The organism is Micromonospora sp. NPDC002717 (assembly GCF_040295705.1).
In the GTDB taxonomy this organism is placed as follows: Bacteria; Actinomycetota; Actinomycetes; order Mycobacteriales; family Micromonosporaceae; genus Micromonospora.
Window position 1 is genome coordinate 312,746 of sequence record NZ_JBEOVW010000002.1, and the last position, 22,421, is coordinate 335,166.

The following is a 22,421-nucleotide window of genomic DNA, read 5'->3' on the forward strand; positions in this document are numbered from 1 at the left end:
CAACCCTCGCGATACGGATTCCGTCGTTCACGCTGCGGCCACTCGCTGATTCCGTTGCCATATCGACCACACACCACCGATCCCACTTGCTTTTGGCCGCCGGACTGTGGGATAACCGTGGGCAGAGCGGCCGGTGTCACCCCTGACCGGCCCGAGACCCGATGGGGCTGACATGGCCGACGCCACCGACCACCTCTGGATGCACTTCACCCGGATGGCGAGCTACTCCGCCGGCGAGGTGCCGACCATCGTGCGCGGCGAGGGCGCGTACGTCTGGGATGCCCAGGGCCGCCGCTACCTGGACGGCCTCGCGGGGCTCTTCGTCGTCAACGCCGGCCACGGGCGCACCGAGCTGGCCGAGGCCGCCGCCAAACAGGCGGGCGAGCTGGCCTACTTCCCGCTCTGGTCGTACGCCCACCCGAAGGCCGTCGAGCTGGCCGAGCGGATCGCCACGCTCACCCCCGGAGACCTGAACCGGGTCTTCTTCACCACCGGCGGCTCCGAGGCGGTCGAGGCGGCGTGGAAGCTCGCCCGCGCCTACTTCAAGCGCACCGGCAGGCCGAACAAGCACAAGGTGGTCAGCCGCTACATCGCCTACCACGGCACCTCGATGGGCGCGCTGTCGATCACCGGCCTGCCCGGCATCAAGAGCGACTTCGAGCCGCTGGTCCCCGGCGGCATCAAGGTGCCGAACACCAACTTCTACCGCGCCCCCGAGCACGGCGACTCCCCGGAGGCGTTCGGCCGATGGGCCGCCGAGGAGATCGGCCGGGCCATCGAGCGGGAGGGGCCGGACACGGTCGCCGCCGTGTTCCTGGAGCCGGTGCAGAACTCCGGCGGCTGCTTCCCGCCGCCGCCCGGCTACTTCGAGCGGGTCCGGGAGATCTGCGACGCGTACGACGTGCTGCTCGTCTCCGACGAGGTGATCTGCTCCTGGGGCCGGCTCGGCGAATACTTCGGCGCCGTCCGGTACGGCTACCAGCCCGACATCATCACCACCGCCAAGGGCATCACCTCCGGCTACGCCCCGCTCGGCGCGATGATCGCCAGCGACCGGCTGATGGAGCCGTTCCTGACCGAGACCGGCATGTTCGCCCACGGCGTGACCTTCGGCGGCCACCCCGTCTCCTGCGCGGTGGCCCTCGCCAACCTGGAGGTCTTCGCCCGCGAGGACCTGGTCGGCCACGTCCGGGCCAACGAGGCGGCCTTCCGCGCCACCCTGGAGAAGCTGCACGACCTGCCGATCGTCGGCGACGTGCGCGGCGACGGCTATTTCTACGGCATCGAGCTGGTCAAGGACAAGACCACCCGGGCGACCTTCGACGAGGCCGAGTCCGAGCGGCTGCTGCGCGGTTTCCTCTCCACCGCGCTGTTCTCCGCCGGGCTCTACTGCCGCGCCGACGACCGGGGCGACCCCGTCGTGCAGCTCGCGCCGCCGCTGATCGCCGAGCAGCAGCAGTTCGACGAGATCGAGCAGATCCTGCGCGCCGTGCTCACCGAGGCGTGGGCGCGCCTCTAACCCTCGTCCACCCGGCCGGGCCGGCCGCGCGCCCCGCGGCGCGTGGTCGACCCGGCCGTTTCCGCACCCGGAGCGGCCGATGCGCTACCAGGACCTGTCGTACTGGCTGTCCACCGTGGACGAGCCGCTGACCCCGCGCCCGCCGCTGACCGGCGACGCCGACGCGGACGTGGTGATCGTCGGGGCCGGCTACACCGGGCTCTGGACGGCGTACTACCTCGCCGTCGCCGACCCGACGCTGCGGATCACCGTGCTGGAGGCAGAGGTCGCCGGCTACGGCGCGTCCGGCCGCAACGGGGGCTGGTGCTCGGCACTGTTCCCCACCTCGCTGCCCGCGCTGGCCCGCCGGCACGGGCGGGACGCCGCCATCGCCATGCAGCGCGCCATGCACGCCACCGTCGCCGAGGTCGGCCGGGTCGTCGCGGCCGAGGGCATCGACTGCGACTGGGCGTACGGCGGGACGGTGGTGCTCGCCCGCACCACCCCCCAGCTCGACCGGGCGCGCGCGGCCGTCGCCGAGGCACGGGCGTACGGGCTCGGGCCGGAGGACCTGGCGCTGCTCGACGCCGACGAGGCCACCGCCCGCTGCGTCGCCGAGGGGGTACGCGGCGGCACGTACACCCCGCACTGCGCGGCGGTGCACCCGGCCCGGCTGGCGCGCGGGCTGGCCCGGGCGGTGGAGCGCCGAGGGGTGACGATCCACGAGGGCACGCGGGTGACCCGGATCCGGCCCGGTGCGGCGGTGACCCCGGCCGGCACGGTGCGCGCGCCGGTGGTGGTACGGGCCACCGAGGGCTACACGCCCGGCCTGCCGGGGCAGCGCCGCACCGTCGCGCCGGTCTACTCGCTGATGGTCGCCACCGCGCCGCTGCCCGCCGCGACCTGGGCGCGGATCGGCCTCGCCGAGCGGGAGACCTTCTCCGACCACCGGCACGTCATCGTCTACGGCCAGCGCACCGCCGACGGCCGGCTCGCCTTCGGCGGCCGGGGCGCGCCCTACCACTTCGGTTCCCGGGTCTTGCCCGGCCACGACCGGGAGCCGGCGGTCTTCGCGGCACTGCGCCGTACGCTCGGCGAACTGTTCCCGGTGCTCGGCCCGGACGTGCCGGTGACCCACACCTGGGGCGGCCCGCTCGGGGTGGCCCGGGACTGGGCGGCCTCGGTCGGTTTCGACCGGGCCGACGGGCTGGCCTGGGCCGGCGGCTACGTCGGCGACGGCGTGGGCAGCAGCAACCTCGCCGGTCGGACCCTGGCCGACCTGATCCGGGGCGAACGGACGGACCTGACCGCCCTGCCCTGGGTGAACCACCGCTCCCCGAAGTGGGAGCCGGAGCCGCTGCGCTGGCTGGCCGTGAACGCGGCCCTGCGGCTGATGGTCTCCGCCGACGCGGCGGAGAACCGCACGGACCGCCCCTCCCGCCGCGCCACCCTCCTCACCCGCCTCCTATCCCACTAACCCCACCCCCTGCCCCCGCCCAACCCCACCCTGAACCCGTTGATCATGAGGTTGTTGCCGCGACACGCCCCCGAAGCTCGTGTCAACAACTTCATGATCAACGCGCGGAGGCGGGGCCCGGGGGGCCGGGAGGGGTTAGTGGGTGGGGGGGATGACGCGGAGGTGGCCGCGGCGGCCCGTCTGGGGGGCCGTGTTGAGGCTCTCGTCGCCCTCTGGTGGGCGGGGGGCCACCGGGCGGGCGGCCTCGCGGACGGCCTCGGCGAGCGCGACCAGGTCGTCGGTGGTGGGCGGCGGGGGCTCGAACTCGCCCTCGTGCCGGACCACGTCCCAACCGCGTGGCGCGGTCAGGCTGCGGGCGTGCGGCTCGCAGAGGTCGTAGGTGTGTGGCTCGGCGAAGGCGGCCAGCGGCCCCACCACGGCTGTCGACTCGTTGTAGACATAGGTCAGCGTGGCGACCGCTTGCCGGGGGCAGCCGTTACGGGAGCAGCGCCGTGGTGACCTCACGGCGGCAGGGTATCCCCATTACCGGGTCCAGCGCACTGCTTCGCGTTGCGACACGCCCGTCACGGTGATCACAATTCGGTCCGACGCGACCCGCGCCGCGCCACACCCGCCGCGCTGCCGCAGGCCAGGTCGGTACGGGAGCTAACCTGTCCCTCATGACGAGCCCGGAACACCGCCGCCCCGGTCCCGGCCGGCGCGCCCACCGTGACCGGCACGGGCGCGGCCTGCGCGGGCGGCTGGTGCCGGCGACGGTGCCGCTGGCGCGGACGAAGGCGGAGATCTTCGACGACCTCGTGCTGGACACCGTCGAGACCCTGGAACGGCGGTTCGCCAAGGAACTGGCCGGGGTCGAGTTCGCGGTGGAGGACGTCCCGCCGGACCTGAACGTCTACGACTCCGACGTGCTGGAGGACGGCGAGGTGCCGCTCGCCCGGCTGCTGCCCGGCCGGCCGGGCCGGCAGGAGGTGCCCCCGCGGATCGTGCTCTACCGCCGGCCGCTGGAGTTCCGCGCCATGGACCGCGAGGATCTCGCGGATCTCGTGCACGACGTGATCATCGAGCAGGTGGCCAACCTGCTCGGGGTCGATCCGGACGAGCTGGCCTGAGCCGCCCCGCCGGATGCCGCCGCGAACGGCGACCGGTTGGACTGCGCCTGAGCCGGGCGGCCCCCACCGCCCCGGCCCGGCAACGCTCAGGCGGCCCGCCGCTTGAGCTTGCGCCGCTCCCGCTCCGAGAGCCCACCCCAGATCCCGAACCGCTCGTCGTGCCCGAGAGCGTATTCGAGGCATTCCGTCTTGACCTCGCAGCGCGAGCAGATCCGCTTCGCCTCGCGGGTCGAGCCGCCCTTCTCGGGGAAGAACGCCTCCGGATCGGTCTGCGAGCAGAGCGCCCGCTCCTGCCACTCCGGCGCGTTTCCGAGCAGGTCGGCCACCTCAAGCTGGCCGTCCATCAAATGCCTCCTTGTCGCGCACCGGCGTCATCGCCGCTGCAACCCCCCACGCGAAAGGCGCGCGTGTCCGTCCGGTCCCGATTTGTTGCGTACCGTGCGAACAACCCCATTCAAATTACACGCGTGTAATGCGTGCGCCGTCAAGCCGAACTTGATAATGGAGTCGCCCTCCCGACAACACTCCGGACGACCACCCGGCCGCCCGGCCTCGCAACCTGCCCTATCGATTCAGACCCCGGCCGAGTAACGCCCTCTCCGGCGAGTTGCCCGAGTTTTCTCCCGTGGCGCTTCCCCGCCGGCCCGACCGGACAGGCCGATGGAGACCCCCGAAAGACCACCCACCACATCGTTGATCTTGGTGGGGGACAAGGTTAACCCGAGTTCGCGTCGGCCGCCCGTCGAGCCGGAAACGACCGACGGCATCACTTCCACAATGTGGACGGAGCGCTGCCGCGGGCGGCGCCGGCCGGCTCGGTCGGAGACCGGAGGAACGCTGGTCGGCCACGTGAACCCGGCGATCACGCCGGCGGCGACGCCGACCCGGCCGGCCGGCGGCCGATCGTCCCACCAGACGGTACGGACGCCGGCGGGCGGCTCCGGGCGTACGGCACTGTGGAACGCCCCGTCCCGCACCCGGCGCTCCCGGGCGCCGAGGCTCGTCGTCCCGGCTCACCTCGATCTCCCGGCCGTGCGGGTTTCGTCCCGGGGAGATGATCAGGGCGCCGATGTCGCCGCCGAGATCGAGGACGACGCCGGCGGGTTGGTGAACCGGCGTACCCGCTTGGGGCAAGCCGGGGAGGAACGGCGTCGTCACGTCGGCGGCGCTCAGCCCCGGCGGCAGAGAAAGCCGTTCGGATTCGTGATCCCGGTGGTGAATTCGAACCGGTAGGTGACGTCGGGCCGCCCGTCACCGTCGTTGTCGATATGGATCCCGTATCGCACGTCGTCGCCGAACTCGAAGAAGCCAACCGTGCGAAATGGATCGAGGCTCGGCCGGGCGCCCGGGAACCCGCGCCCGGCCGGCAACAGGGAAGGCCCTACGGCCGAGGGCTGCCGTACGCGGTCGTGCGCTTGCGGGCCGGGCGTCCGGCGGCCGCCGCGATGGCGATCAACTGCTCCTCGGTACGCGCCGAACCGTTGCCGGAACCGGCCATCCGGGAGATCGTCTCCTCCATCAGCGTGCCGCCGAGGTCGTTGCAGCCGCCCCGCAGCATCGCCGCCGTGCCCTCGTCGCCGAGCTTCACCCAGGAGCACTGGATGTTGTCGATCCGGCCGTGCAGCAGCAGCCGGGCCATCGCGTGCACCACCCGGTTCTCCCGCCAGGTCGGCCCGGGGCGGGCGATGCCGGCCAGGTAGATCGGCGCGTTGGTGTGCACGAACGGCAGCGCCACGAACTCGGTGAAGCCGCCGGTGCGGTCCTGCAACCCGGCCAGCACCCGGAAGTGCGCGAGCCACTGCGCGGGGTGGTCCACGTGGCCGTACATCATCGTGGAGCTGGACCGGATGCCCAGCTCGTGGGCCGTGCCGACCACCTCGACCCAGGCGGCGGCCGGCAACTTGCCCTTCGTGAGCACCCAGCGCACGTCGTCGTCGAGGATCTCGGCGGCGGTCCCCGGGATGGTGTCCAGCCCGGCGTCGCGCAGCCCCGTCAGCCACTCCCGCACGGACACGCCGGCCTTGGCGGCGGCGGTGACGATCTCCATCGGCGAGAATGCGTGCACGTGCATCCCCGGCACCCGCGCCTTGATCGCCCGGACCAGGTCGGCGTAGACGGTCACCGGCAGCTTCGGGTCGATGCCGCCCTGGAGGCAGACCTCGCTGGCGCCGGCCGCCCACGCCTCCTCGGCCCGGTCGGCGACCTGCTCCACCGAGAGCCGGTACGCGTCGGCGTCCCGCTCCCGCTGGGCGAAGGCGCAGAACCGGCACCCGACGTAGCAGACGTTGCTGAAGTTGATGTTGCGGTTGACCACGTACGTCACGTCGTCGCCGACTGCCGCCCGACGGGCGTCGTCGGCGAGCCGGCACAGCTCGTCGAGCGCCGGCCCGTCGGCGGCGAACAGCGCCAGCGCGGCGTCGGCGTGCCGTGGGTCGAGCAGCGCCGCCGGGTCGTCGGCGGCCAGCCGCAGCCCGGCCCGCAGGTCGCGGTCGGTCCCGCCCCCGCCCCCGGCGGTGACCTTGCCGGCCACCTCCGACCAGTCGCCGTAGACGTGGTCGAAGTCGCCGCGCCGGTCGCCGGTGCGCCCGGTGGTGTCGATGGTGGCGTGCAGGTCGGTCCGGCCGCCGTACGTCTCGTCGGGCTCCTGCCAGGGCCGGCCCACCGGCCGCGCCTCCTCGACGGCCAACCCGGTCGCCGGGTCGGCCAGCGCGCCGACGTGCGGCAGCAGGCGCGGGTCGAGCCACGGGTCGCCGGCCCGCACGTACTCGGGGTAGATCGTCAGCCGCTCGCGCAGGGTGAACCCGGCCTTCTCCGTCTGCCGGGCCAGCTCGTCCAGGTGGGGCCAGGGACGCTCGGGGTTGACGTGGTCCGGGGTCAGCGGGGAGACTCCGCCCCAGTCGTCGATGCCGGCCCGCAGCAGCAGGTCGTACTCGCCCTCGATGAGGTTCGGCGGGGCCTGGATGCGGGCCTTCGGCCCGAGCAGCACCCGGGTCACCGCCACCGTGGCGGCCAGGTCGTGCAGCTCCGCGTCGGGCATCCCGCGCATCGCCGTGTCCGGCTTGGCGCGGAAGTTCTGCACGATCACCTCCTGGAGGTGGCCGTACTCCCGGTTGGCGCGCCGGATGGCGAAGATCGCGTGGACCCGCTCGGCGGGGGTCTCGCCGATGCCGATCAGGATGCCGGTGGTGAACGGCACCCCGACCCGGCCCGCGTCGTCGAGCACCCGGAGCCGGACCGCCGGCTCCTTGTCCGGCGAGCCGAAGTGCGGGCCGCCCGGCTCCGACCAGAGCCGGGTCGCCGTGGTCTCCAGCATCATCCCCATGCTGGGCGCGACGGGCTTCAGCCGCTGCAACTCCGACCAGGACAGCACGCCCGGGTTCAGGTGGGGCAGCAGCCCGGTCTCCTCCAGCACCGCCACCGCGCTGGCGCGCAGGTAGTCCAGGGTGGAGTCGTAGCCGCGCTCGTCCAGCCACTGCCGGGCCGCCGGCCAGCGCTCCTCCGGCCGGTCGCCGAGCGTGAACAGGGCCTCCTTGCAGCCCTGGGCCGCGCCCGCCCGCGCGATGGCGAGGACCTCGTCGCGGTCGAGGAACGCCGCCGGCAGGCGGTGCGGCACGGTGGCGAACGTGCAGTAGTGGCAGCGGTCCCGGCACAGCCGGGTGAGGGGGATGAAGACCTTCTTCGAGTACGTCACCACGCCCGGCCGCCCGGCCTCGCGCAGCCCGGCGTCGCGGACCGCGCCGGCGACGTCGAGCAGTTCGTCCAGCGCGTCGCCCCGGGCGCTCAGCAGCGCGGTGGCCTCGTCGACGTCGAGCGCCCGCCCGGTCGCCGCCCGGCGCAGCGCCCGCCGCACGCTCGCGTCACTCGGGCCGGGCTCGATGCGATCAACCATCCGCCCAGCCTAGGCGCTCGCCGGCCGCATCCCGCCCGCCCGGCCCACACCGTGAACATGGGCACTCACCCCTCGCCCCGCCCCGGGCCGGCCCCGAACCGACCGCCCAGCCGGACGCCGGACGCCGGGGGCCGGGCACCGGACGCCGGGGGCCGGGGGCCGGACGCTGGGCACCGGGCACCGGAGGCGGGCACCGGACGCAGGGGCCGGGGGCTGGGGGCCGGGCGTCCGGGGAAAACGCGAGCGCCCCGCACGGGGTCGTGCGGGGCGCTCGGATGCGGTGGTGCCGCCCGGTCAGCGCGGGGCGTCGGGGGTGTCGCCCGGGTTGATGCGCTGGGTGTGCTCCGGCTCCCCGTCCGTGGGGCGCGGAATCGACTGGGTGGGCTCGACGGACTGGCGCGGGATCGCCTGGGTCGGTTCGGCCGAGGCCGGCGGCCCGAACGGCGGGGCGGTCGGCGACGGCCCGAACGGGGGCGCCGACTGCGGCGCGGTGGCGGCCGGCGGGCCCGGCTGCGGCACCGGGTTGAACGGCGGGGTCGCCTGCGGGCCACCGAACGGCGCCGGCTGCTGGCCGTACGGGGCGCCGTACGGGCCGGGGGCCGGCCAGGCGCCCGGCTGACCGGGGATCTGCTGGCCAGGCTGGCCCGGCTGACCCGGGGCCGGGTAGCCGCCCTGCTGCTGCGGCCAACCGGGCTGCGGCTGGCCGTACACGCCGGGCTGGGCCTTCGGCTTCGGGACGTAGTACAGGGTGCGCCAGATCTTGAAGACGACGAACGCGGCGAGCGCGAGGAGCCCCAGCCAGGCCACCCGGGACAGCAGGCCGAGGAAGGCGTCGAGGACCTCGCCCTGGGACAGCAGTTCGAGCGTCCAGACCAGGAAGGTCAGCACGCCGAACAGCGCGCTGAACGCGTACTCACCGAGGGCGACCTGGGTGATCAGTTTCGCCTTCGGCGCCGGGGGGCGCACGTGCGTGGCGAGCAGCACGGCCAGCAGCGGCAGGGCCACCGTCTCGATGCCGACGAAGGCGGGGAAGGCGTTGCCCGCCCGGCCCGCGAAGGGTACGTACTCGGCCGGCGTCAGCAACCGGATCAGGCCGACGAAGAGGAACACGGCGTTCGCACCGAGGAGCACGAGCGCGGCGAGTTCCCGCAGCGGCTTGGTCAGTTGGCTGGCCTGCGTCGCGTCGGTGGACGCGGGCTCGGCGGGGCTGGTCACGGGATCCCCCTCGGGGCGAAAGCGGACAGTTGCCGACGTGAGCCTAGTCTCCCGGGCCAGCGACGGATCCGAGGCGGCTCGTGCGCGAGGATGTTCGGCATGCGCATCGTGGTTCTGACGGGCGGCATCGGGGGCGCCCGCTTCCTGCTCGGCGTCCGGGCGTACGCCCGCGAGGTCGGCGCCGAGGTGACCGCCGTGGTCAACGTCGGCGACGACCTGTTCCTGCACGGGCTCAAGGTCTGCCCCGACCTCGACAGCGTCATGTACACGCTGGGCGGCGGCGCCGACCCCGAGCGCGGCTGGGGCCGCGTCGACGAGAGCTGGACGGTCAAGCAGGAACTGGCCGCGTACGGCGCCGAGCCGACCTGGTTCGGGCTCGGCGACCGGGACGTCGCCACCCACCTGGTGCGCACGACCATGCTCAACGCCGGCTACCCGCTCCACGCGGTCACCGAGGCGCTCGCCACCCGCTGGCAGCCCGGCGTACGCCTGCTGCCGGCGACCGACGACCGCCTGGAGACGCACGTGGTGGTGAGCGGGCCGGCGGTCGCGGGCGAGTCCGGCGCGGACGGGCCCGACGGCGGCCAACGGGCGATCCACTTCCAGGAGTGGTGGGTGCGCCACCGCGGAAACGTCCCCACCCACCGGTTCGTCTTCGTCGGCGCGGAGACGGCGAAGCCGGCGCCCGGCGTCGTCGCGGCGATCGCCGGGGCCGACGTGGTGCTGATCGCGCCGAGCAACCCCGTGGTGAGCATCGCCCCGATCCTGGCCGTGCCCGGGCTGCGCGAGGCGGTCGCCGACGGCCCCGCCCCGGTGGTCGGCGTCTCACCGATCATCGGCGGCGCGCCGGTACGCGGCATGGCGGACCGCTGCCTGGAGGTGCTCGGGGTCGAGTGCAGCGCGGCCGGGGTGGGCCGCCTCTACGGCGGCCGGGCGGCCGGCGGGCTGCTCGACGGCTGGCTGGTCGCCGAGGAGGACGCCGGCGTCGTGGTGCCGGAGGTGACGGTGCGCGCGGTGCCGCTGCTGATGACCGACGAGACGGCGACGGCGGCCATGGTCCGCGCCGCGCTGGAGCTGACATGAGGCTGGAGATCCTGCCGGTGCCGGGCATCGGTCACGTGTCCGAGGGCGACGACCTGGCCGCCCTGATCGCGAACGCCGCGCCGTGGCTGCGCGACGGCGACGTGCTGGTGGTGACCAGCAAGATCGTCTCGAAGTCGGAGGGGCGGCTGGTGGACGTCCCGGCGGACGGGCCGGAGCGGCTCGCCGCGCGGGACGAGGTGCTGGCCGCCGAGACGGCGCGGGTGGTGGCGACCCGGGGCGCGACCCGGATCGTGCAGACCCACCACGGCTTCGTGATGGCCTCGGCCGGGATCGACGCCTCGAACGTCGACAAGACCCGGCTGGTGCTGCTCCCGGCGGACCCGGACGCCTCGGCCCGGGCGCTGCGCGCCGCCCTGCGCGACCGCCACCACGTCGACGTCGCGGTGATCATCACCGACACGATGGGCCGGCCCTGGCGCAACGGGCTCACCGACGTGGCGCTCGGCGTCGCCGGCATGGACGCGATCCGCGACCACCGGGGCGAGGTCGACCCGTACGGCAACGAACTCCAGCTCACCCAGATGGCGGTCGTGGACGAGCTGGCCGGCGCGGGCGAGCTGATCAAGGGCAAGTGCGACCAGGTGCCGGTCGCCGTGGTGCGCGGCTACCTCACCGCGCCCCGGCCGGACGACGGCGCCGGCGCGGCGACGCTGGTCCGGGACGCCGCGATGGACCTCTTCTCGCTGGGCACCGCCGAGGCGAAGGCGGCCGGGCTGGCCGCCGCCGCCACCCTGCCGGACGCCCCCAATCCGACCCCGCCCGACCGGGACGCGGTGCGGCGGGCGATCGCCGCGGTCGCCGGCGTGGTCGCGCCCGGCACGGAGTTCACCCTGGTCACCGACGAGTCCGTACGCGCCGGGATGGTCACCGCCGTGCCCGGCTGGCCGGCGGAGGCGACGGCGCTGGTGCTCGGCTCCCCGGCCACCCCGGCCGGCCCGGCCGAGCTGGTCCGCTTCGGCGCCGACCTGCACCGCCTGCGCGCCGCCCTGGCGGCGGAGGGCGTCGCCTCGCTGCCGCTCCCCCCGCCCGCCGGCGCCCCCGCCGCCGCCTGCCTGGCCCTCTGACGGGCCTCCCGCCCCCGGTTTCCCGCCCCGCCCGCGCGGCGGGCGCAAGGTGGACGGGGCGGGGTGCGGGAGCGGGCTCGGCGCTCAGGAGTTGAGCATCGCCCGCCCCAGCGGGGTGAGGGTGTGCAGGACGGTGTTGCGGTCGCGGTGGCTGACCAGCAGGCCGGCATTGCGCAGCACGGTGGTGTGCTGGCTGGCGGCGGCCGGTGAGATGTTCAGCCGGCGGGCCACCTCCCCGGTGGTGCAGCCGTCGTCGCTGACCGCCAGCACGGCGGCCCGGGTGCGGCCGAGCAGCGCGGCCAGCGCCTCCCGTCCGGTGTCCGGCGTGCCCGGGCCGGCGCCCTCGGCGGGCGCCGGCAGCAGCCCGCCCAGCCGGTCCACCGGGTAGACCAGGACCGGGGGCAGCGCCGGGTCGAGCAGGGCCACCGGGGTGGGCGCGCAGAAGAACGAAGGCACCAGCAGCAGGCCGCGCCCGTCCAGGTGCAGCTCGCGGCTGTGCGGGTAGCCGCGGACCTGGAGCACCCCGGACTCCCAGTGCATGGCGGGCCGCAGGCTGGCCAGCAGCCCCTCCACCCCGCCGTCGAGCAGCGCCCGGGCCCGCCGGGACCGGTCGGCCTCCACGGCCGCCTGGATCCGGGCCCAGTACGGGTCGATCGCCAGGTCGCGGTACTGCGCCATCGCGCCGGTCAGGTCGCGCAGCGTGCCCGGCTCGCCCCGGGCCACCGCGGCGGCGCCGGCCGGCAGGGTGTGGCCGGTGGCGAGCAGCGACAGGTCGCGTTGCAGCAGCGACACCGGAGTGCTCCGGACCGCCTCCATGCCGGCCTCGAACCCGGACACGCTCTGGTAGGGGGTGAGGAAGTCGGGGAAGTAGCCGCGGGGCGGATTGAGCGACAGGAGGAGCCTCAGGCCGGGGGACCCGACGCCCTGGCGCAGTGCCCGGGTCACGCTGCGCCGCCAGCCCGCCAGCAGCGGGTCCCGGCCGCGGCCCGGCAGCAGGTGCAGACTGAGGACCAGTTCCCACACCGGGTCCGCAGCCGGAGCCACCCGGGTCCGGAGGATGTCCTCGGCGGAGAAATAGATCTTCAGCATGGAGTGCTCCCGTGTCGCCCGGCCGGGGGGATGCCGGGTGACCGTTGCAGCCTACCCGGGCGGCACTTATCTCCGTCTTTAAGCCTGAGCTGAAAAACCTCGACGTCCATGGTGGCGGTTGGGCATGCTTCCACTGCCCGCACACGGGGACGGGCGCGTCGGCGACGCGCTCGCGGACCGGGGCGCCCTGGGGGACGGGGAGGGCCGGGGCCGGGCGGCACCACGAGGGTCTGCGGGGTCTGCTCCGCAGAGGTGCCGCCCGGCCGCCGGCCCGCCGTGGCTCCCCGCGTCGGCCGGCGCCCGCCCGTTCACCCCACCCAGAGCGCCACGCGGTGGTCCTCGTCGGTGACGTAGAAGCTGCGCCCGTCCAGCTCGGCCAGCCCCTCCACGTGGTGGAACGGCGCCAGGTCGGCCACCAGCTCGCCGGGGACCAGATGCCCGTCGCCGGGCGGCGGGAACCGGACGTGCCGGGAGGTGACGTCGCCGCCGGTCGGGTGTTCGTCGAGCAGCACCGAGCCCTTGCCGAGCGCGTCGATGGACCCGACGACCGCCGCGTAGCCGTCGTCGGTGGGGGCGATCGCCCGGAATCCGGCGAGCGCGCCGGGCGGGGTCACCCCGGTCAACACGTACGCGCCCACGGCCTCCGGCCAGGCCGGCACGGGGTCGAACATGCCCGGCACGCCGGTCAGCTCGACCAGGATCGGCTCGCCGTCGGCCGTGACCGGGAAGCGGAGTCCGATCAGGACGCTGCCGGTCGGCGTGAAGGCGGCAGCCTCGACGTTCAGCGGCAGGTCGTCGGGGACGAGTCGGCTGACCCAGCCCTTCGACCGGGCGGTGCCGCGCGCGACGGTCTCCCCGATGAACCGGGCCCGCACCCGCGCGCCCGGCGGCAGCGGGGTGAACGGCGCCTTGAGCAGCGCGTCGTTGACCGCCCGGTGCAGCCGGAACCGGTTGCGCACCACCTGCACCGGCAGCGCGCCACCCGCCGCGTCGTCCTCCCGGAACCGGGCCACGAAGGCGCGTCGCGGGCGCAGCGGGCCGCCCTTCGAGCCGAAGTGCGAGCCGAAGACGTAGACCCAGCCGTCGTGGTGGGCCAGGGCCTCGCCGTCCTCCGTCCGGCCGTTCTCGGCCCCGGCGTCGGCGGTCACGTGTTGGGCGACCCACTCGCCGTCGTCGCGCTCCAGCAGCAGGGCCAGGCAGCGCTCCACCGGCCCCTCGTCGAGCACCGTCCAGAAGCCGCGCCGGGCGCCGTGCGCGCGCAGCAACGCCACGGAGCGCACCGGCAGCAGGTCGCTGGCCTCGTTGCCGGCCACGACGAATTCCAGCAGTCGCAGGGTCACCTGGCCAGGGTACGAAGCGCCGGCTCGTACAGTGTCGCCATGCCCGAATCCCCCACCGCCGCCGCCGACCCCCGGACGTCGCCGCCGACGGACGCCGAGGCGTACGCGGCGCTGCACGCCGACGCCGTCGCCACGCTGGAGCGCTGGGAGCCGACCGGCCCGGCCGCCGCCGAGGCCCGGGACCGCACCGTACGGCTGCTGGCCGCCGGGCCGGTGGCGATGAGCCGGGCGCACCGGGCCGGGCACGTCACGGCGAGCGCGCTGGTGCTCGACGCCACCGGCTCGCGGGTGCTGCTCTGCCTGCACGGCAAGTTCCGGAAGTGGGTGCAGCTCGGTGGGCACTGCGAGCCGGCCGACCGGACCCTCGCCGGCGCCGCCCTGCGCGAGGCCGGCGAGGAGTCCGGGATCGCGGGCCTGCGGATCGACCCGGTCCCGATCGACGTGGACATCCACCCGGTGAACTGCCAGGGCGGCTCCCTGCACTACGACGTCCGGTTCGCCGTCCTCGCCCCGCCCGCCGCGACGGAACGGGTCAGCGACGAGTCCGAGGCGCTGGCCTGGTTCCCGCCGGACCACCTGCCGGAGCCGCTGGCCGGCGGGACGGCGAAACTGGTCGCCCCGGCCCTGGCGACGCTCACACGAGCCCCTCTTCGCCCCGCTCCTTGAGCTCGTCGACGATCTTCTTGACGTCCTGCGCCCGGTCGCGCGGGCAGACCAGCAGCGCGTCCGGGGTGTCGACGACGATCAGGTCGTGCACTCCGACGGTGGCCACCAGCCGCCCGGAGTGCGGCACCACCACCAGCCCGGAGGTGTCCCGCAGCAGCACCCCCGGCTTGGCGTCGCCGCCGAGCACCACGTTGCCGTCCGGGTCGGCCGGCAGCACCTCGCCCAGCGTGTGGAAGTCGCCGACGTCGTTCCAGCCGAAGTCGCCCGGCACCGTGGCCACCCGCCCGGCGGTCGCCGCGCCCTCCATCACCGCGTAGTCGACGGAGATCTTCGGCAGCGTCGGCCAGACCGTGCCGAGCACGTCGTCCTGCCCCTCGGTGCCCCACGCCTCGGCGATCGCGACGATCCCGGCGTGCAGGGCGGGCTGCTGGCGGGCCAGCTCGGCGAGGAACACGTCGACCCGCCAGACGAACATGCTGGCGTTCCAGAGGTGCCGCCCGGAGCGCAGGTACGCCTCCGCCACCTCGGCGCTCGGCTTCTCCTTGAACTCGGCGACCGGGCGCAGCGGGCCGTCGTCGACCGGGTCGCCGGTCTGGAGGTAGCCGTAGCCGGTCTCGGCCCGCGTCGGGGTGATGCCCACCGTCATCAGCAGGCCCTGCTCGGCGCCGCGTACCGCCTCCCGGACGACCTCCCGCCACCGCTCCGGGTCGCCGATCAGGTGGTCGGCCGCGAAGGAGCCCATCACCGCCTCCGGGTCGCGCCGCGCGATGACGGCGGCGGCCAGGGCGATCGCCGCGCAGGAGTCCCGGGGCGACGGCTCGACCAGGATGTTCTCCTCCGGCAGCCCGGTGAGCTGGCGCGCCACCGCCGCGACGTGCGCGGTCCCGGTGACCACCAGTGTGCGCTCGGCGGTGGTCAGCGGGCCCAGCCGCTCGACCGTGGCCTGGAGCAGCGAGACGGCGGAACCGGTCAGCGGGTGGAGGAACTTGGGGTGGCCGGCACGGGACAGCGGCCACAACCTCGTGCCGCTGCCACCCGCCGGGATGACGGCGTAGAGCATCAGCACATCATGCCCGAACCGGGCCCGACCGGACGCCGGGTTGCCACCCCGCCGCTCCGGGGTCAGGCACGCGCCCGGCTCCAGGCGGCGATGTGCACCTCGGCGCTGGACTCCCAGGTGAACTCCTTGGCCCGGTCGAAACCGGCCTTGGCCAGGGACAACCGCCGCTGCTCGTCGTCGAGCAGCGCCGCCAGGTCGGCGGCGATCTGGTCGGGGGCCTCGCTGGTGTACGCCACCGCGTCGCCGCCCACCTCCGGCAGCGACAGCCGGGGCGTGGTGAGCACCGGCGCGGCGCACGCCATCGCCTCCAGGATCGGCAGGCCGAAACCCTCCCCGTAGGACGGGTAGGCGGCCACCAGCGCCCCGCCGAGGAAGCCGGGCAGGTCCGCGTAGCGCAGGTAACCCGGGCGCAGCAGCCGCAGGTGCGACGGCACCTCCGCCACCGCGCGGTCGATGTCGTCGTCGTGCCCCTGGCCGCCGGCGACCACCAGGGCCGGCGGGTCCTCCCGGTCGGCCACCGCCCGGGCCCAGCCACGGATCAGGTTGGGCACGTTCTTGCGCGGCTCCTTGGCCCCGAGGAAGGCGACGTAGCTGCTGTCCCCGAGCCCCAGCCGGGCGCGGACCCGGGCCTTCTCCTCCTCGCTGGGCGCGTGGAAGGCGGCGTGGTCGACCCCGTGGTAGGCGACGTCGATCCGGGTCGGGTCGGCGTCGAGCAGCCGGATCAGCTCGTCGCGGGTGGCCTTGCTCGGCACGATCACCCGGTCGGCGCGGCGCAGGGAGGTCTTGATGGCGCTGCGGAAGAACGTGCGCCGGGACTTGTCGTAGTGCTCCGGCTCGGTGAAGAACGTCGCGTCGTGCACGGTCACCGTGACCGGGCAGCCGGCGCGCAGCGGGCAGGTGTAGAAGGGCGAGTGCAGCACCTGCGCGCCAACCTGCTGGGCGAGCAGCGGCAGGCCGGTCTGCTCCCAGGCGAGCCGGGCGGGGCGGTGCGCGACGGCGGCCGGGGCGGGGATGATCTCCGCGCCGGGCAGCATCCGGGTGTAGCGCTCCAGGTCGGTGCGGAGGCTGACCACGGCCAGCTCCACCCCCGACCCGCACACCTTGCCGAGGGCGCCGAGCAGGCCGTCGACGTATCGACCGACACCGCCACGGTCGGCGGGGACACTCGTGGCGTCGATGAGCACGCGGGGCGGGCGACCGGCGGTCACGGGGCGACTCCTTGCACTGCGATCTGTGGGGAACAACACTCCGGGCAAGCCTACGCCGGAGCCCGGGTCGGACGCTGACTGCGACCCGACGGTACGCCGACTTGTCGTTGTCTTCGAGTACGGCCGGCGGGGGCGTATCGTTCGCGCCGATGGCCGACAACATTGCCCGGGTGTTCGCCGACGCGATCGCGCCCGACCCGACCCGACCGCTGCTGACCTGGTACGACGACGCCACCGGCGAGCGGACCGAACTCTCCGGCGCGACGCTGGCGAACTGGGTGGCCAAGACGGCCAACCTGCTCGTGGACGAGGTGGCCGTGGGCCCCGGCGACACGGCCGGGGTGCTGCTCCCGCCGCACTGGCAGACCGCGGCGGTGCTGCTCGGATGCTGGTCGGCCGGGCTGCGGGTGGCCGACACGCCGGGCGACGTGGAGGTGCTCTTCGCCGCCGTCGCGCGGCTCGCCGAGGCGGACACCTGGTCGGCCGGCGAGCGGTACGTCCTCGCCCTCGACCCGTTCGCCCTGCCGATGCGGCAGGTGCCGCCCGGCTTCGCCGACTACGTCCTGGAGGTGCGCGCGCACGGGGACCACTTCACCCCGTACGCCAGCGGCGGCGAGGAGCTGGTGGAGCGCGCGCGGCGGCGCGCGGGCGAGCTGGGCATCGCCCGCGACGACCGCGTCCTGGTCGACACGGGGGCGCACCCCGACCCGGTCGACTGGCTGCTCGCCCCGCTGGCGGCCGGTGCCAGCTCGGTCCTCTGCGCCAACCTCGACCGGTCCCGCGTCGCCTCCCGCACGACCACGGAGAAGGTCACCCGCGCCCTTGCCTGACCCCGCCCCTGCCGGGGGCGCTGGCCCGGCAGGGTGGACGCGGTCGGGTCAGGCGGGGGTGGACTCCGGGTGGGTGGCGCGGCGCTGGGCGAGCGCGGCGAACGCCGACAGGGACTCCGGGTTGGCCAGGGCGCCCTTGGCCGCCGCCGAGTCGACCGGGGTGCCGGTGAGGATCTTCTTCACCGGCACCTCCAGCTTCTTCGCCGAGAGGGTGCGCGGCACGGCGCGGACCTGGTGGATCTCGTCCGGGACGTGCCGCGGCGACAGGGCGGTACGCAGCTCCCGGCAGATCTTCTTCCGCAGCGTGTCGTCCAGCTCCAGGCCCTCGGCGAGCACCACGAACAGCAGCAGCTCGCCGGCGCCGCCCTCGTCGTCCTCCAGGTGCACCACCACCGAGTCGACGACCTCGTCCAGCCCCTCGACGACCGAGTAGAACTCGGCGGTGCCCAGCCGCACGCCGCCCCGGTTGAGGGTGGCGTCGGAGCGGCCCGTGATCACGCAGCCGCCCCGGTCGTTGATCGTGATCCAGTCGCCGTGCCGCCAGACGCCCGGGTAGAGGTCGAAGTACGCCTCCCGGTAGCGGGCGCCGTCCGGGTCGTTCCAGAAGCCCACCGGCATGCTCGGCATCGGCTCGGTGATCACCAGCTCGCCCAGCTCGCCGATCACCGGGGTGCCGTCGGCCGAGCGGGCCTCCACCTTGGCGCCCAGCGCCCGACAGGTGATCTCCCCGGCGTGCACCGCCAGCAGCGGCACCCCGCCCACGAAGCCGGTGCAGACGTCCGTGCCGCCGGAGAGCGACTGGAGCTGGAGGTCGTCGCCGACGGTCTCGTACACCCAGGTGAAGCCCTCGGCGGGCAGCGGGGCGCCGGTCGAGCCGACCCCGCGCAGCGCGGTCAGGTCGGCGATCTCCCTCGGCACCAGCCCCGCCTTGCGGCAGGCCAGCAGGAACGGCGCGGACGTGCCGAGGTACGTGGTGCCGGTCTCCTCCGCCAGCCGCCACAGCGCGCCCAGGTCGGGGTGGCCCGGGTTGCCGTCGAACAGCACGATCGCCGCGCCCACCGCCGGCCCGGAGACCAGGAAGTTCCACATCATCCAGCCGGTGGTGGTGAACCAGAAGAACCGGTCCGCCGGGCCCAGGTCGTGGTGCAGGGCCAGCATCTTCAGATGCTCCAGCAGGATGCCGCCGTGGCCGTGCACGATCGGCTTGGGCAGCCCGGTCGTGCCGGAGGAGTAGAGCACGTAGAGCGGGTGGTCGAAGGCGACCGGGGTGAAGGTCAGCGGCTCGTCGGTCTCGGCGGCCAGGTCGGACCAGGCGAGCGCGCCCTCGGGCGGCGGGCCGGCCGGGTCGAGGTAGGCGATGCCGACGGTGTGCGCCAGCGACGGCAGGGCGGCCCGGATCGCCGCCACCTCGCCGCGCCGGTCCACCGGCTTCTCGCCGTACCGGTAGCCGTCCACGGCGACGAGGACCTTCGGCTCGATCTGCTGCCAGCGGTCGGTGACGCTGCGGGTGCCGAACTCGGGCGCGCAGGAGGAGAAGATCGCGCCCAGGCTGCTGGTGGCCAGCAGCAGCACGTACGTCTCGGGGATGTTCGGCGCGTACGCGGCCACCCGGTCGCCGGCGGTGACGCCGAGCCGGCGCAGCCCGGCCGCCACCCGGCGGACCTGCTCGCGCAGCCCGGCGGCGGTGAGGGTGACCGGCGCCCGGGTCTGGCCGTGCGCGATCACCACCGGGTCGTCGTCGGCCCGGCCGGGCATCCGCAGCACGTTCTCGGCGTAGTTCAGGGTGGCGCCGGGGAACCAGCGGGCGCCGGGCATCCCCCGGTCGGTCAGCGTGGCGGTCGGCGGGGTGTGGGCGACCACCTCGAAGTGGTCCCAGACCGACCGCCAGAACGCCTCCAGGTCGGTGACCGACCAGCGCCACAGCTCGTCGTAGTCGGCGAAGTCCACGCCCCGGTGCTCACGCAGCCAGCGCAGGTAGTTCCCGATCCGGGACCGCTCGCGTACGTCCGCCGGCGGCGTCCACAGCACGTCACCCACTGCTCCACCCTCCCCCTGGCCCCGCACGACACTGTGAAATGGGCCGTGGCGCCATCTTGCCCTACCTCGAAGCGCCATTCTCCGCACCCGGCCCCCGTCGGCGCACGTGCGGAACCCACATGCCCCACCACCACCCTGTGTGGGAAGTGCCAGGAAGGGCCCCTTCCGCACGCCTGCGGTGGCGGAAGGAGCCCTTCCCGACGTCTCAGCCGGCGCGGTGGGCCTGGATGGCGCGGCGGCGGGCGAGGCGGTGGGCCCGGCGGATCTCCGCCTCCCGGAACCGCCGTTCGTCCTCCTCGGTCTCGGGCAGCACCGGCCGGACCGCCCGGGGCGCGCCGCCGACGTCGACGCCCACGAAGACGAGGTACGCGGTGGCCACCCCGACCGGCTCGTCCTCGGCCGAGTCCCACCGCTCGGCCTCCACCCGGACGCCCACCTCCATCGAGGTCTGCCCGGTCCAGTTCACCTGGGCGTGTGCGTGGACCAGGTCGCCGACCCGGACCGCCTCGGCGAAGACGATCTCGTCGATGGCCGCGGTGACCGCCGTGCCGCCGCTGTGCCGGGCGGCCGCCGCCCCCGCCACGTCGTCGATGAACTTCATCAGCACCCCGCCGTGCACGGTGCCGTAGAGGTTGACGTCGACAGCGGTCATGATCCGGCTCAGGGTGACCCGGGAGTACGAGGTCGGCTTACCGGCCGGCGCGGTGGAGGGGTGCTCGGTCATGTCGGAAACGGTACGGTGCGCGGATGCGACATCTCTGGAGCTTCCTCGCCGGGCTGGTGGTGGCACCCGTCACGTGGGTGCTGGTCACCCTCGGGCAGGACGGGTCGGCGGGCACCGTCGACCGTTGGGTCGAGATCGGCACGTCCAACTCGGCCAATCTCATCGAGCCTGCCGTCTACCTCGCCGTCGGCGGGATCCTGCTCGGCCTGCTCGGCACGCTGCGCATCTCACCGCTCGGCCCGCTGGTGGCCGGGCTGCTGCTCGCCGCCCCGTACGTGGGGATGTTCGCCGCGCCCTTCGAGGTGCGGGACCGCATCCCGGACGGCTGGAAGGTCTTCGGTGACCCCCTGCCGCTGCACGCGCCGGTGGAGAACGGCACCCTCTTCCTGATCGGCCTGCTGCTGATCATGGCGACGTTCAGCGGGCAGCGCTGGCGCCGGTGGCCGCGCCCGGCCGCCGAGGTGGCGCCGGAGCCCGCGACCGGCCCGGAACGGGACGACTTCACCCTGACCGACTGGCCCCCGGCCGGCTCGGCCGACCAGGACACCGCCCCGCTGACCCTGGGCTACCCGGACGACTCGACGCCGACCGAGCCGCTGCCCCGCCGCACCGGCGGCGAGTCGCCGTGGTCGGCGCCGCCGCGCACCGGCAACCGGCCGGAGGACACGACCGAGATCCGGTGACACGTCGGGCGGGCCGGGAGACCGGCCCGCCCGACGGCCGGTCAGTCCTTGAGGAGCTGGCGGGCCATCACGATGCGCTGCACCTGGTTGGTGCCCTCGTAGATCTGGGTGATCTTGGCGTCGCGCATCATCCGCTCGACCGGGTAGTCCCGGGTGTAGCCGTAGCCGCCGAGCAGCTGCACCGCGTCGGTGGTGATCTCCATGGCCGCGTCCGAGGCGAAGCACTTGGCCGCCGCGCCGAAGTAGGTCAGGTCGGCGTCGCCGCGCTCCGACTTGCCGGCGGCGGCGTACGTCAACTGCCGGGCCGCCTCCAGCTTCATGCCCATGTCGGCGAGCATGAACTGGACGCCCTGGAACTCGGCGACCGCCTTGCCGAACTGCTTGCGCTCCTGCACGTACCCCTTGGCGTAGTCGAGCGCGCCCTGGGCGATGCCGAGGGCCTGCGCGGCGATGGTGACCCGAGTGTGGTCCAGGGTCCGCATCGCGGTGGCGAAACCGGTGCCCTCGGCGCCGATCATGCGGTCCGCCGGGATCCGGACGTTGTCCAGGTAGACCTCGCGGGTCGGCGAGCCCTTGATGCCGAGCTTCTTCTCCGGGGCGCCGAAGCTGACCCCGGCGTCGGACTTCTCCACCACGAACGCGGAGATGCCCCGGGACCGGGCCGTCGGGTCGGTCACCGCGAAGACCGTGTAGAACTCCGAGACCCCGGCGTTGGTGATCCAGCGCTTGACGCCGTTGAGCACCCAGTGATCGCCGTCACGCACGGCGCGGGTGGTCATCGAGGCCGCGTCGCTGCCCGCCTCCGGCTCGGAGAGGCAGTACGAGAACATCGCGTCGCCCGACGCGACGCGGCTCAGGTAGCGGCGCTTGAGGTCCTCCGAGCCCGCCAGCAGCAGCGGCATGGTGCCCAGCTTGTTGACCGCGGGGATCAGCGAGGACGACGCGCAGGCCCGCGCCACCTCCTCGATCACAATGGCCGTGGCCAGGGCGTCCGCGCCCGCGCCGCCGTACTCGACGGGGATGTGCGGGGCGTGGAAGTCCGCGGCGCGCAACGCGTCGTAGGACGCCTTCGGGAACTCACCGGTCTCGTCCGCCTCGGCCGCATGCGGGGCCACCTTGGCCGCACAGACCTCACGGACCGCCTCCCGGATCGCCTCGTGCTCCTCCGGCAACCGGTAGACGTCGAACGACTGCTCTGCGGCCATGTCGGCCCCTCCCCTTCACCGCTATCATGCGCAGTCTGTAGCGTCTTGTGACCGTCGACGGCGCAGACTGAAGGATAGCGACCAACCCCAGGCGATGTTACCGCCGCGTAGGCTATGGCACGACGAGCGTCGACGCCGCCCGGCGATGATGGAAGTGACAGGCATAGAGTCCCTCCGGTGCCCGCCCAGGCGCCGCAGCAGAACGCGACGCGACGACGCGGCG

General features: G+C 74.4%; 20 protein-coding genes. 8 read left to right on the plus strand and 12 right to left on the minus strand.

Annotation, left to right across the window (positions count from 1 at the left end; genetic code table 11):
* Positions 1 to 172: 172 nt before the first annotated feature.
* Both ABT006_RS05530 and ABT006_RS05535 read left to right on the plus strand, forming a co-directional pair.
* Positions 173 to 1,519 (plus strand): aspartate aminotransferase family protein, encoded by a 1,347-nt coding sequence (locus ABT006_RS05530; protein ID WP_350703251.1) that lies wholly within the window; start codon positions 173 to 175, stop codon positions 1,517 to 1,519.
* 79 nt (positions 1,520 to 1,598) lie between these two features.
* The gene (locus ABT006_RS05535) at positions 1,599 to 2,975 is read left to right on the plus strand and encodes an NAD(P)/FAD-dependent oxidoreductase (RefSeq protein WP_350703253.1); all 1,377 of its coding nucleotides are present in this window, start codon (positions 1,599 to 1,601) and stop codon (positions 2,973 to 2,975) included.
* 135 nt (positions 2,976 to 3,110) lie between these two features.
* Here ABT006_RS05535 and ABT006_RS05540 read toward each other — a convergent pair whose 3' ends face one another.
* Positions 3,111 to 3,479 carry a DUF3499 domain-containing protein gene (locus ABT006_RS05540; RefSeq protein ID WP_350703254.1) on the minus strand — a complete coding sequence of 123 codons (369 nt, stop codon included), beginning with the start codon at positions 3,477 to 3,479 and terminating at the stop codon, positions 3,111 to 3,113.
* 155 nt (positions 3,480 to 3,634) lie between these two features.
* Between ABT006_RS05540 and ABT006_RS05545 the strand changes: the two genes are divergently transcribed.
* The gene (locus ABT006_RS05545; protein ID WP_089001916.1) at positions 3,635 to 4,084 is read left to right on the plus strand and encodes a metallopeptidase family protein; all 450 of its coding nucleotides are present in this window, start codon (positions 3,635 to 3,637) and stop codon (positions 4,082 to 4,084) included.
* Between the two features lie 86 nt (positions 4,085 to 4,170).
* On the opposite strand, the gene ABT006_RS05550 is transcribed toward ABT006_RS05545, so the two are convergent.
* The 4 genes from ABT006_RS05550 to ABT006_RS05565 all read right to left on the minus strand — a co-directional run bounded on the left by ABT006_RS05550 (position 4,171) and on the right by ABT006_RS05565 (position 9,188).
* Complete coding sequence (locus tag ABT006_RS05550) at positions 4,171 to 4,428, minus strand: WhiB family transcriptional regulator (RefSeq protein WP_007455784.1); 258 nt, start codon at positions 4,426 to 4,428, stop codon at positions 4,171 to 4,173.
* An 825-nt stretch (positions 4,429 to 5,253) separates the two neighbouring features.
* Positions 5,254 to 5,454, minus strand: coding sequence for a DUF4331 family protein (locus ABT006_RS05555; protein ID WP_502890855.1), 201 nt, complete (start codon positions 5,452 to 5,454; stop codon positions 5,254 to 5,256).
* 11 nt (positions 5,455 to 5,465) lie between these two features.
* The gene (locus ABT006_RS05560) at positions 5,466 to 7,973 is read right to left on the minus strand and encodes a bifunctional FO biosynthesis protein CofGH (protein WP_350703257.1); all 2,508 of its coding nucleotides are present in this window, start codon (positions 7,971 to 7,973) and stop codon (positions 5,466 to 5,468) included.
* A 294-nt stretch (positions 7,974 to 8,267) separates the two neighbouring features.
* A complete protein-coding gene (locus ABT006_RS05565) occupies positions 8,268 to 9,188 on the minus strand; it encodes a hypothetical protein (RefSeq protein WP_350703259.1) in 921 nt (306 codons plus the stop codon).
* Positions 9,189 to 9,287: 99 nt separating this feature from the next.
* Here ABT006_RS05565 and cofD point away from each other — a divergent pair, with 99 nt between their 5' ends.
* Both cofD and ABT006_RS05575 read left to right on the plus strand, forming a co-directional pair.
* Positions 9,288 to 10,271: a 2-phospho-L-lactate transferase gene (gene cofD / locus ABT006_RS05570; protein ID WP_350703261.1), complete on the plus strand. Its 984-nt coding sequence runs from the start codon at positions 9,288 to 9,290 to the stop codon at positions 10,269 to 10,271.
* A complete protein-coding gene (locus ABT006_RS05575; protein ID WP_350703263.1) occupies positions 10,268 to 11,356 on the plus strand; it encodes a coenzyme F420-0:L-glutamate ligase in 1,089 nt (362 codons plus the stop codon). The genes cofD and ABT006_RS05575 overlap by 4 nt, the downstream gene beginning before the upstream one ends.
* 84 nt (positions 11,357 to 11,440) lie before the next feature.
* Here ABT006_RS05575 and ABT006_RS05580 read toward each other — a convergent pair whose 3' ends face one another.
* Together ABT006_RS05580 and ABT006_RS05585 are read right to left on the minus strand one after the other, a co-directional pair.
* Complete coding sequence (locus tag ABT006_RS05580) at positions 11,441 to 12,445, minus strand: ArsR/SmtB family transcription factor (protein WP_350703265.1); 1,005 nt, start codon at positions 12,443 to 12,445, stop codon at positions 11,441 to 11,443.
* Between the two features lie 308 nt (positions 12,446 to 12,753).
* The gene (locus ABT006_RS05585) at positions 12,754 to 13,785 is read right to left on the minus strand and encodes a hypothetical protein (protein WP_350703267.1); all 1,032 of its coding nucleotides are present in this window, start codon (positions 13,783 to 13,785) and stop codon (positions 12,754 to 12,756) included.
* A 39-nt stretch (positions 13,786 to 13,824) separates the two neighbouring features.
* Here ABT006_RS05585 and ABT006_RS05590 point away from each other — a divergent pair, with 39 nt between their 5' ends.
* Positions 13,825 to 14,451, plus strand: coding sequence for an NUDIX hydrolase (locus ABT006_RS05590; protein WP_350703269.1), 627 nt, complete (start codon positions 13,825 to 13,827; stop codon positions 14,449 to 14,451).
* Here the strand turns inward: ABT006_RS05590 and ABT006_RS05595 are convergent.
* Together ABT006_RS05595 and ABT006_RS05600 are read right to left on the minus strand one after the other, a co-directional pair.
* Positions 14,420 to 15,511 carry a mannose-1-phosphate guanylyltransferase gene (locus ABT006_RS05595; protein WP_350703271.1) on the minus strand — a complete coding sequence of 364 codons (1,092 nt, stop codon included), beginning with the start codon at positions 15,509 to 15,511 and terminating at the stop codon, positions 14,420 to 14,422. The two genes, ABT006_RS05590 and ABT006_RS05595, sit on opposite strands and share 32 nt — an antisense overlap.
* 62 nt (positions 15,512 to 15,573) lie before the next feature.
* Entirely contained in the window at positions 15,574 to 16,719 is a 1,146-nt protein-coding gene (locus ABT006_RS05600; protein ID WP_350703273.1) for a glycosyltransferase family 4 protein, read from the minus strand.
* Positions 16,720 to 16,868: 149 nt separating this feature from the next.
* On the opposite strand from ABT006_RS05600, the gene ABT006_RS05605 reads away from it, so the two are divergent.
* A complete protein-coding gene (locus tag ABT006_RS05605) occupies positions 16,869 to 17,549 on the plus strand; it encodes a TIGR03089 family protein (RefSeq protein ID WP_350703274.1) in 681 nt (226 codons plus the stop codon).
* Between the two features lie 48 nt (positions 17,550 to 17,597).
* Here the strand turns inward: ABT006_RS05605 and ABT006_RS05610 are convergent, their stop codons facing one another.
* Both ABT006_RS05610 and ABT006_RS05615 read right to left on the minus strand, forming a co-directional pair.
* Positions 17,598 to 19,586 (minus strand): acetoacetate--CoA ligase, encoded by a 1,989-nt coding sequence (locus ABT006_RS05610; RefSeq protein WP_350703276.1) that lies wholly within the window; start codon positions 19,584 to 19,586, stop codon positions 17,598 to 17,600.
* Between the two features lie 205 nt (positions 19,587 to 19,791).
* Positions 19,792 to 20,310: an acyl-CoA thioesterase gene (locus ABT006_RS05615; RefSeq protein ID WP_350703278.1), complete on the minus strand. Its 519-nt coding sequence runs from the start codon at positions 20,308 to 20,310 to the stop codon at positions 19,792 to 19,794.
* 23 nt (positions 20,311 to 20,333) lie between these two features.
* Here ABT006_RS05615 and ABT006_RS05620 point away from each other — a divergent pair, with 23 nt between their 5' ends.
* Positions 20,334 to 20,993 (plus strand): hypothetical protein, encoded by a 660-nt coding sequence (locus tag ABT006_RS05620; RefSeq protein ID WP_350703280.1) that lies wholly within the window; start codon positions 20,334 to 20,336, stop codon positions 20,991 to 20,993.
* A gap of 41 nt (positions 20,994 to 21,034) precedes the next feature.
* On the opposite strand, the gene ABT006_RS05625 is transcribed toward ABT006_RS05620, so the two are convergent.
* Positions 21,035 to 22,198: an acyl-CoA dehydrogenase family protein gene (locus tag ABT006_RS05625; RefSeq protein WP_350703282.1), complete on the minus strand. Its 1,164-nt coding sequence runs from the start codon at positions 22,196 to 22,198 to the stop codon at positions 21,035 to 21,037.
* Between the last annotated feature and the right edge of the window lie 223 nt (positions 22,199 to 22,421).

Coding starts and splice junctions, on each gene's coding strand:
- ABT006_RS05620 (WP_350703280.1), top strand. CDS start 20,334: ATGCGACATCTCTGGAGCTTCCTCGCCGGGCTGGTGGTGGCACCCGTC.
- ABT006_RS05605 (WP_350703274.1), top strand. CDS start 16,869: ATGGCCGACAACATTGCCCGGGTGTTCGCCGACGCGATCGCGCCCGAC.
- ABT006_RS05580 (WP_350703265.1), bottom strand. CDS start 12,445: ATGCTGAAGATCTATTTCTCCGCCGAGGACATCCTCCGGACCCGGGTG.
- ABT006_RS05595 (WP_350703271.1), bottom strand. CDS start 15,511: ATGCTCTACGCCGTCATCCCGGCGGGTGGCAGCGGCACGAGGTTGTGG.
- cofD (WP_350703261.1), top strand. CDS start 9,288: ATGCGCATCGTGGTTCTGACGGGCGGCATCGGGGGCGCCCGCTTCCTG.
- ABT006_RS05575 (WP_350703263.1), top strand. CDS start 10,268: ATGAGGCTGGAGATCCTGCCGGTGCCGGGCATCGGTCACGTGTCCGAG.
- ABT006_RS05625 (WP_350703282.1), bottom strand. CDS start 22,198: ATGGCCGCAGAGCAGTCGTTCGACGTCTACCGGTTGCCGGAGGAGCAC.
- ABT006_RS05530 (WP_350703251.1), top strand. CDS start 173: ATGGCCGACGCCACCGACCACCTCTGGATGCACTTCACCCGGATGGCG.
- ABT006_RS05560 (WP_350703257.1), bottom strand. CDS start 7,973: ATGGTTGATCGCATCGAGCCCGGCCCGAGTGACGCGAGCGTGCGGCGG.
- ABT006_RS05535 (WP_350703253.1), top strand. CDS start 1,599: ATGCGCTACCAGGACCTGTCGTACTGGCTGTCCACCGTGGACGAGCCG.
- ABT006_RS05545 (WP_089001916.1), top strand. CDS start 3,635: ATGACGAGCCCGGAACACCGCCGCCCCGGTCCCGGCCGGCGCGCCCAC.
- ABT006_RS05550 (WP_007455784.1), bottom strand. CDS start 4,428: ATGGACGGCCAGCTTGAGGTGGCCGACCTGCTCGGAAACGCGCCGGAG.
- ABT006_RS05615 (WP_350703278.1), bottom strand. CDS start 20,310: ATGACCGAGCACCCCTCCACCGCGCCGGCCGGTAAGCCGACCTCGTAC.
- ABT006_RS05590 (WP_350703269.1), top strand. CDS start 13,825: ATGCCCGAATCCCCCACCGCCGCCGCCGACCCCCGGACGTCGCCGCCG.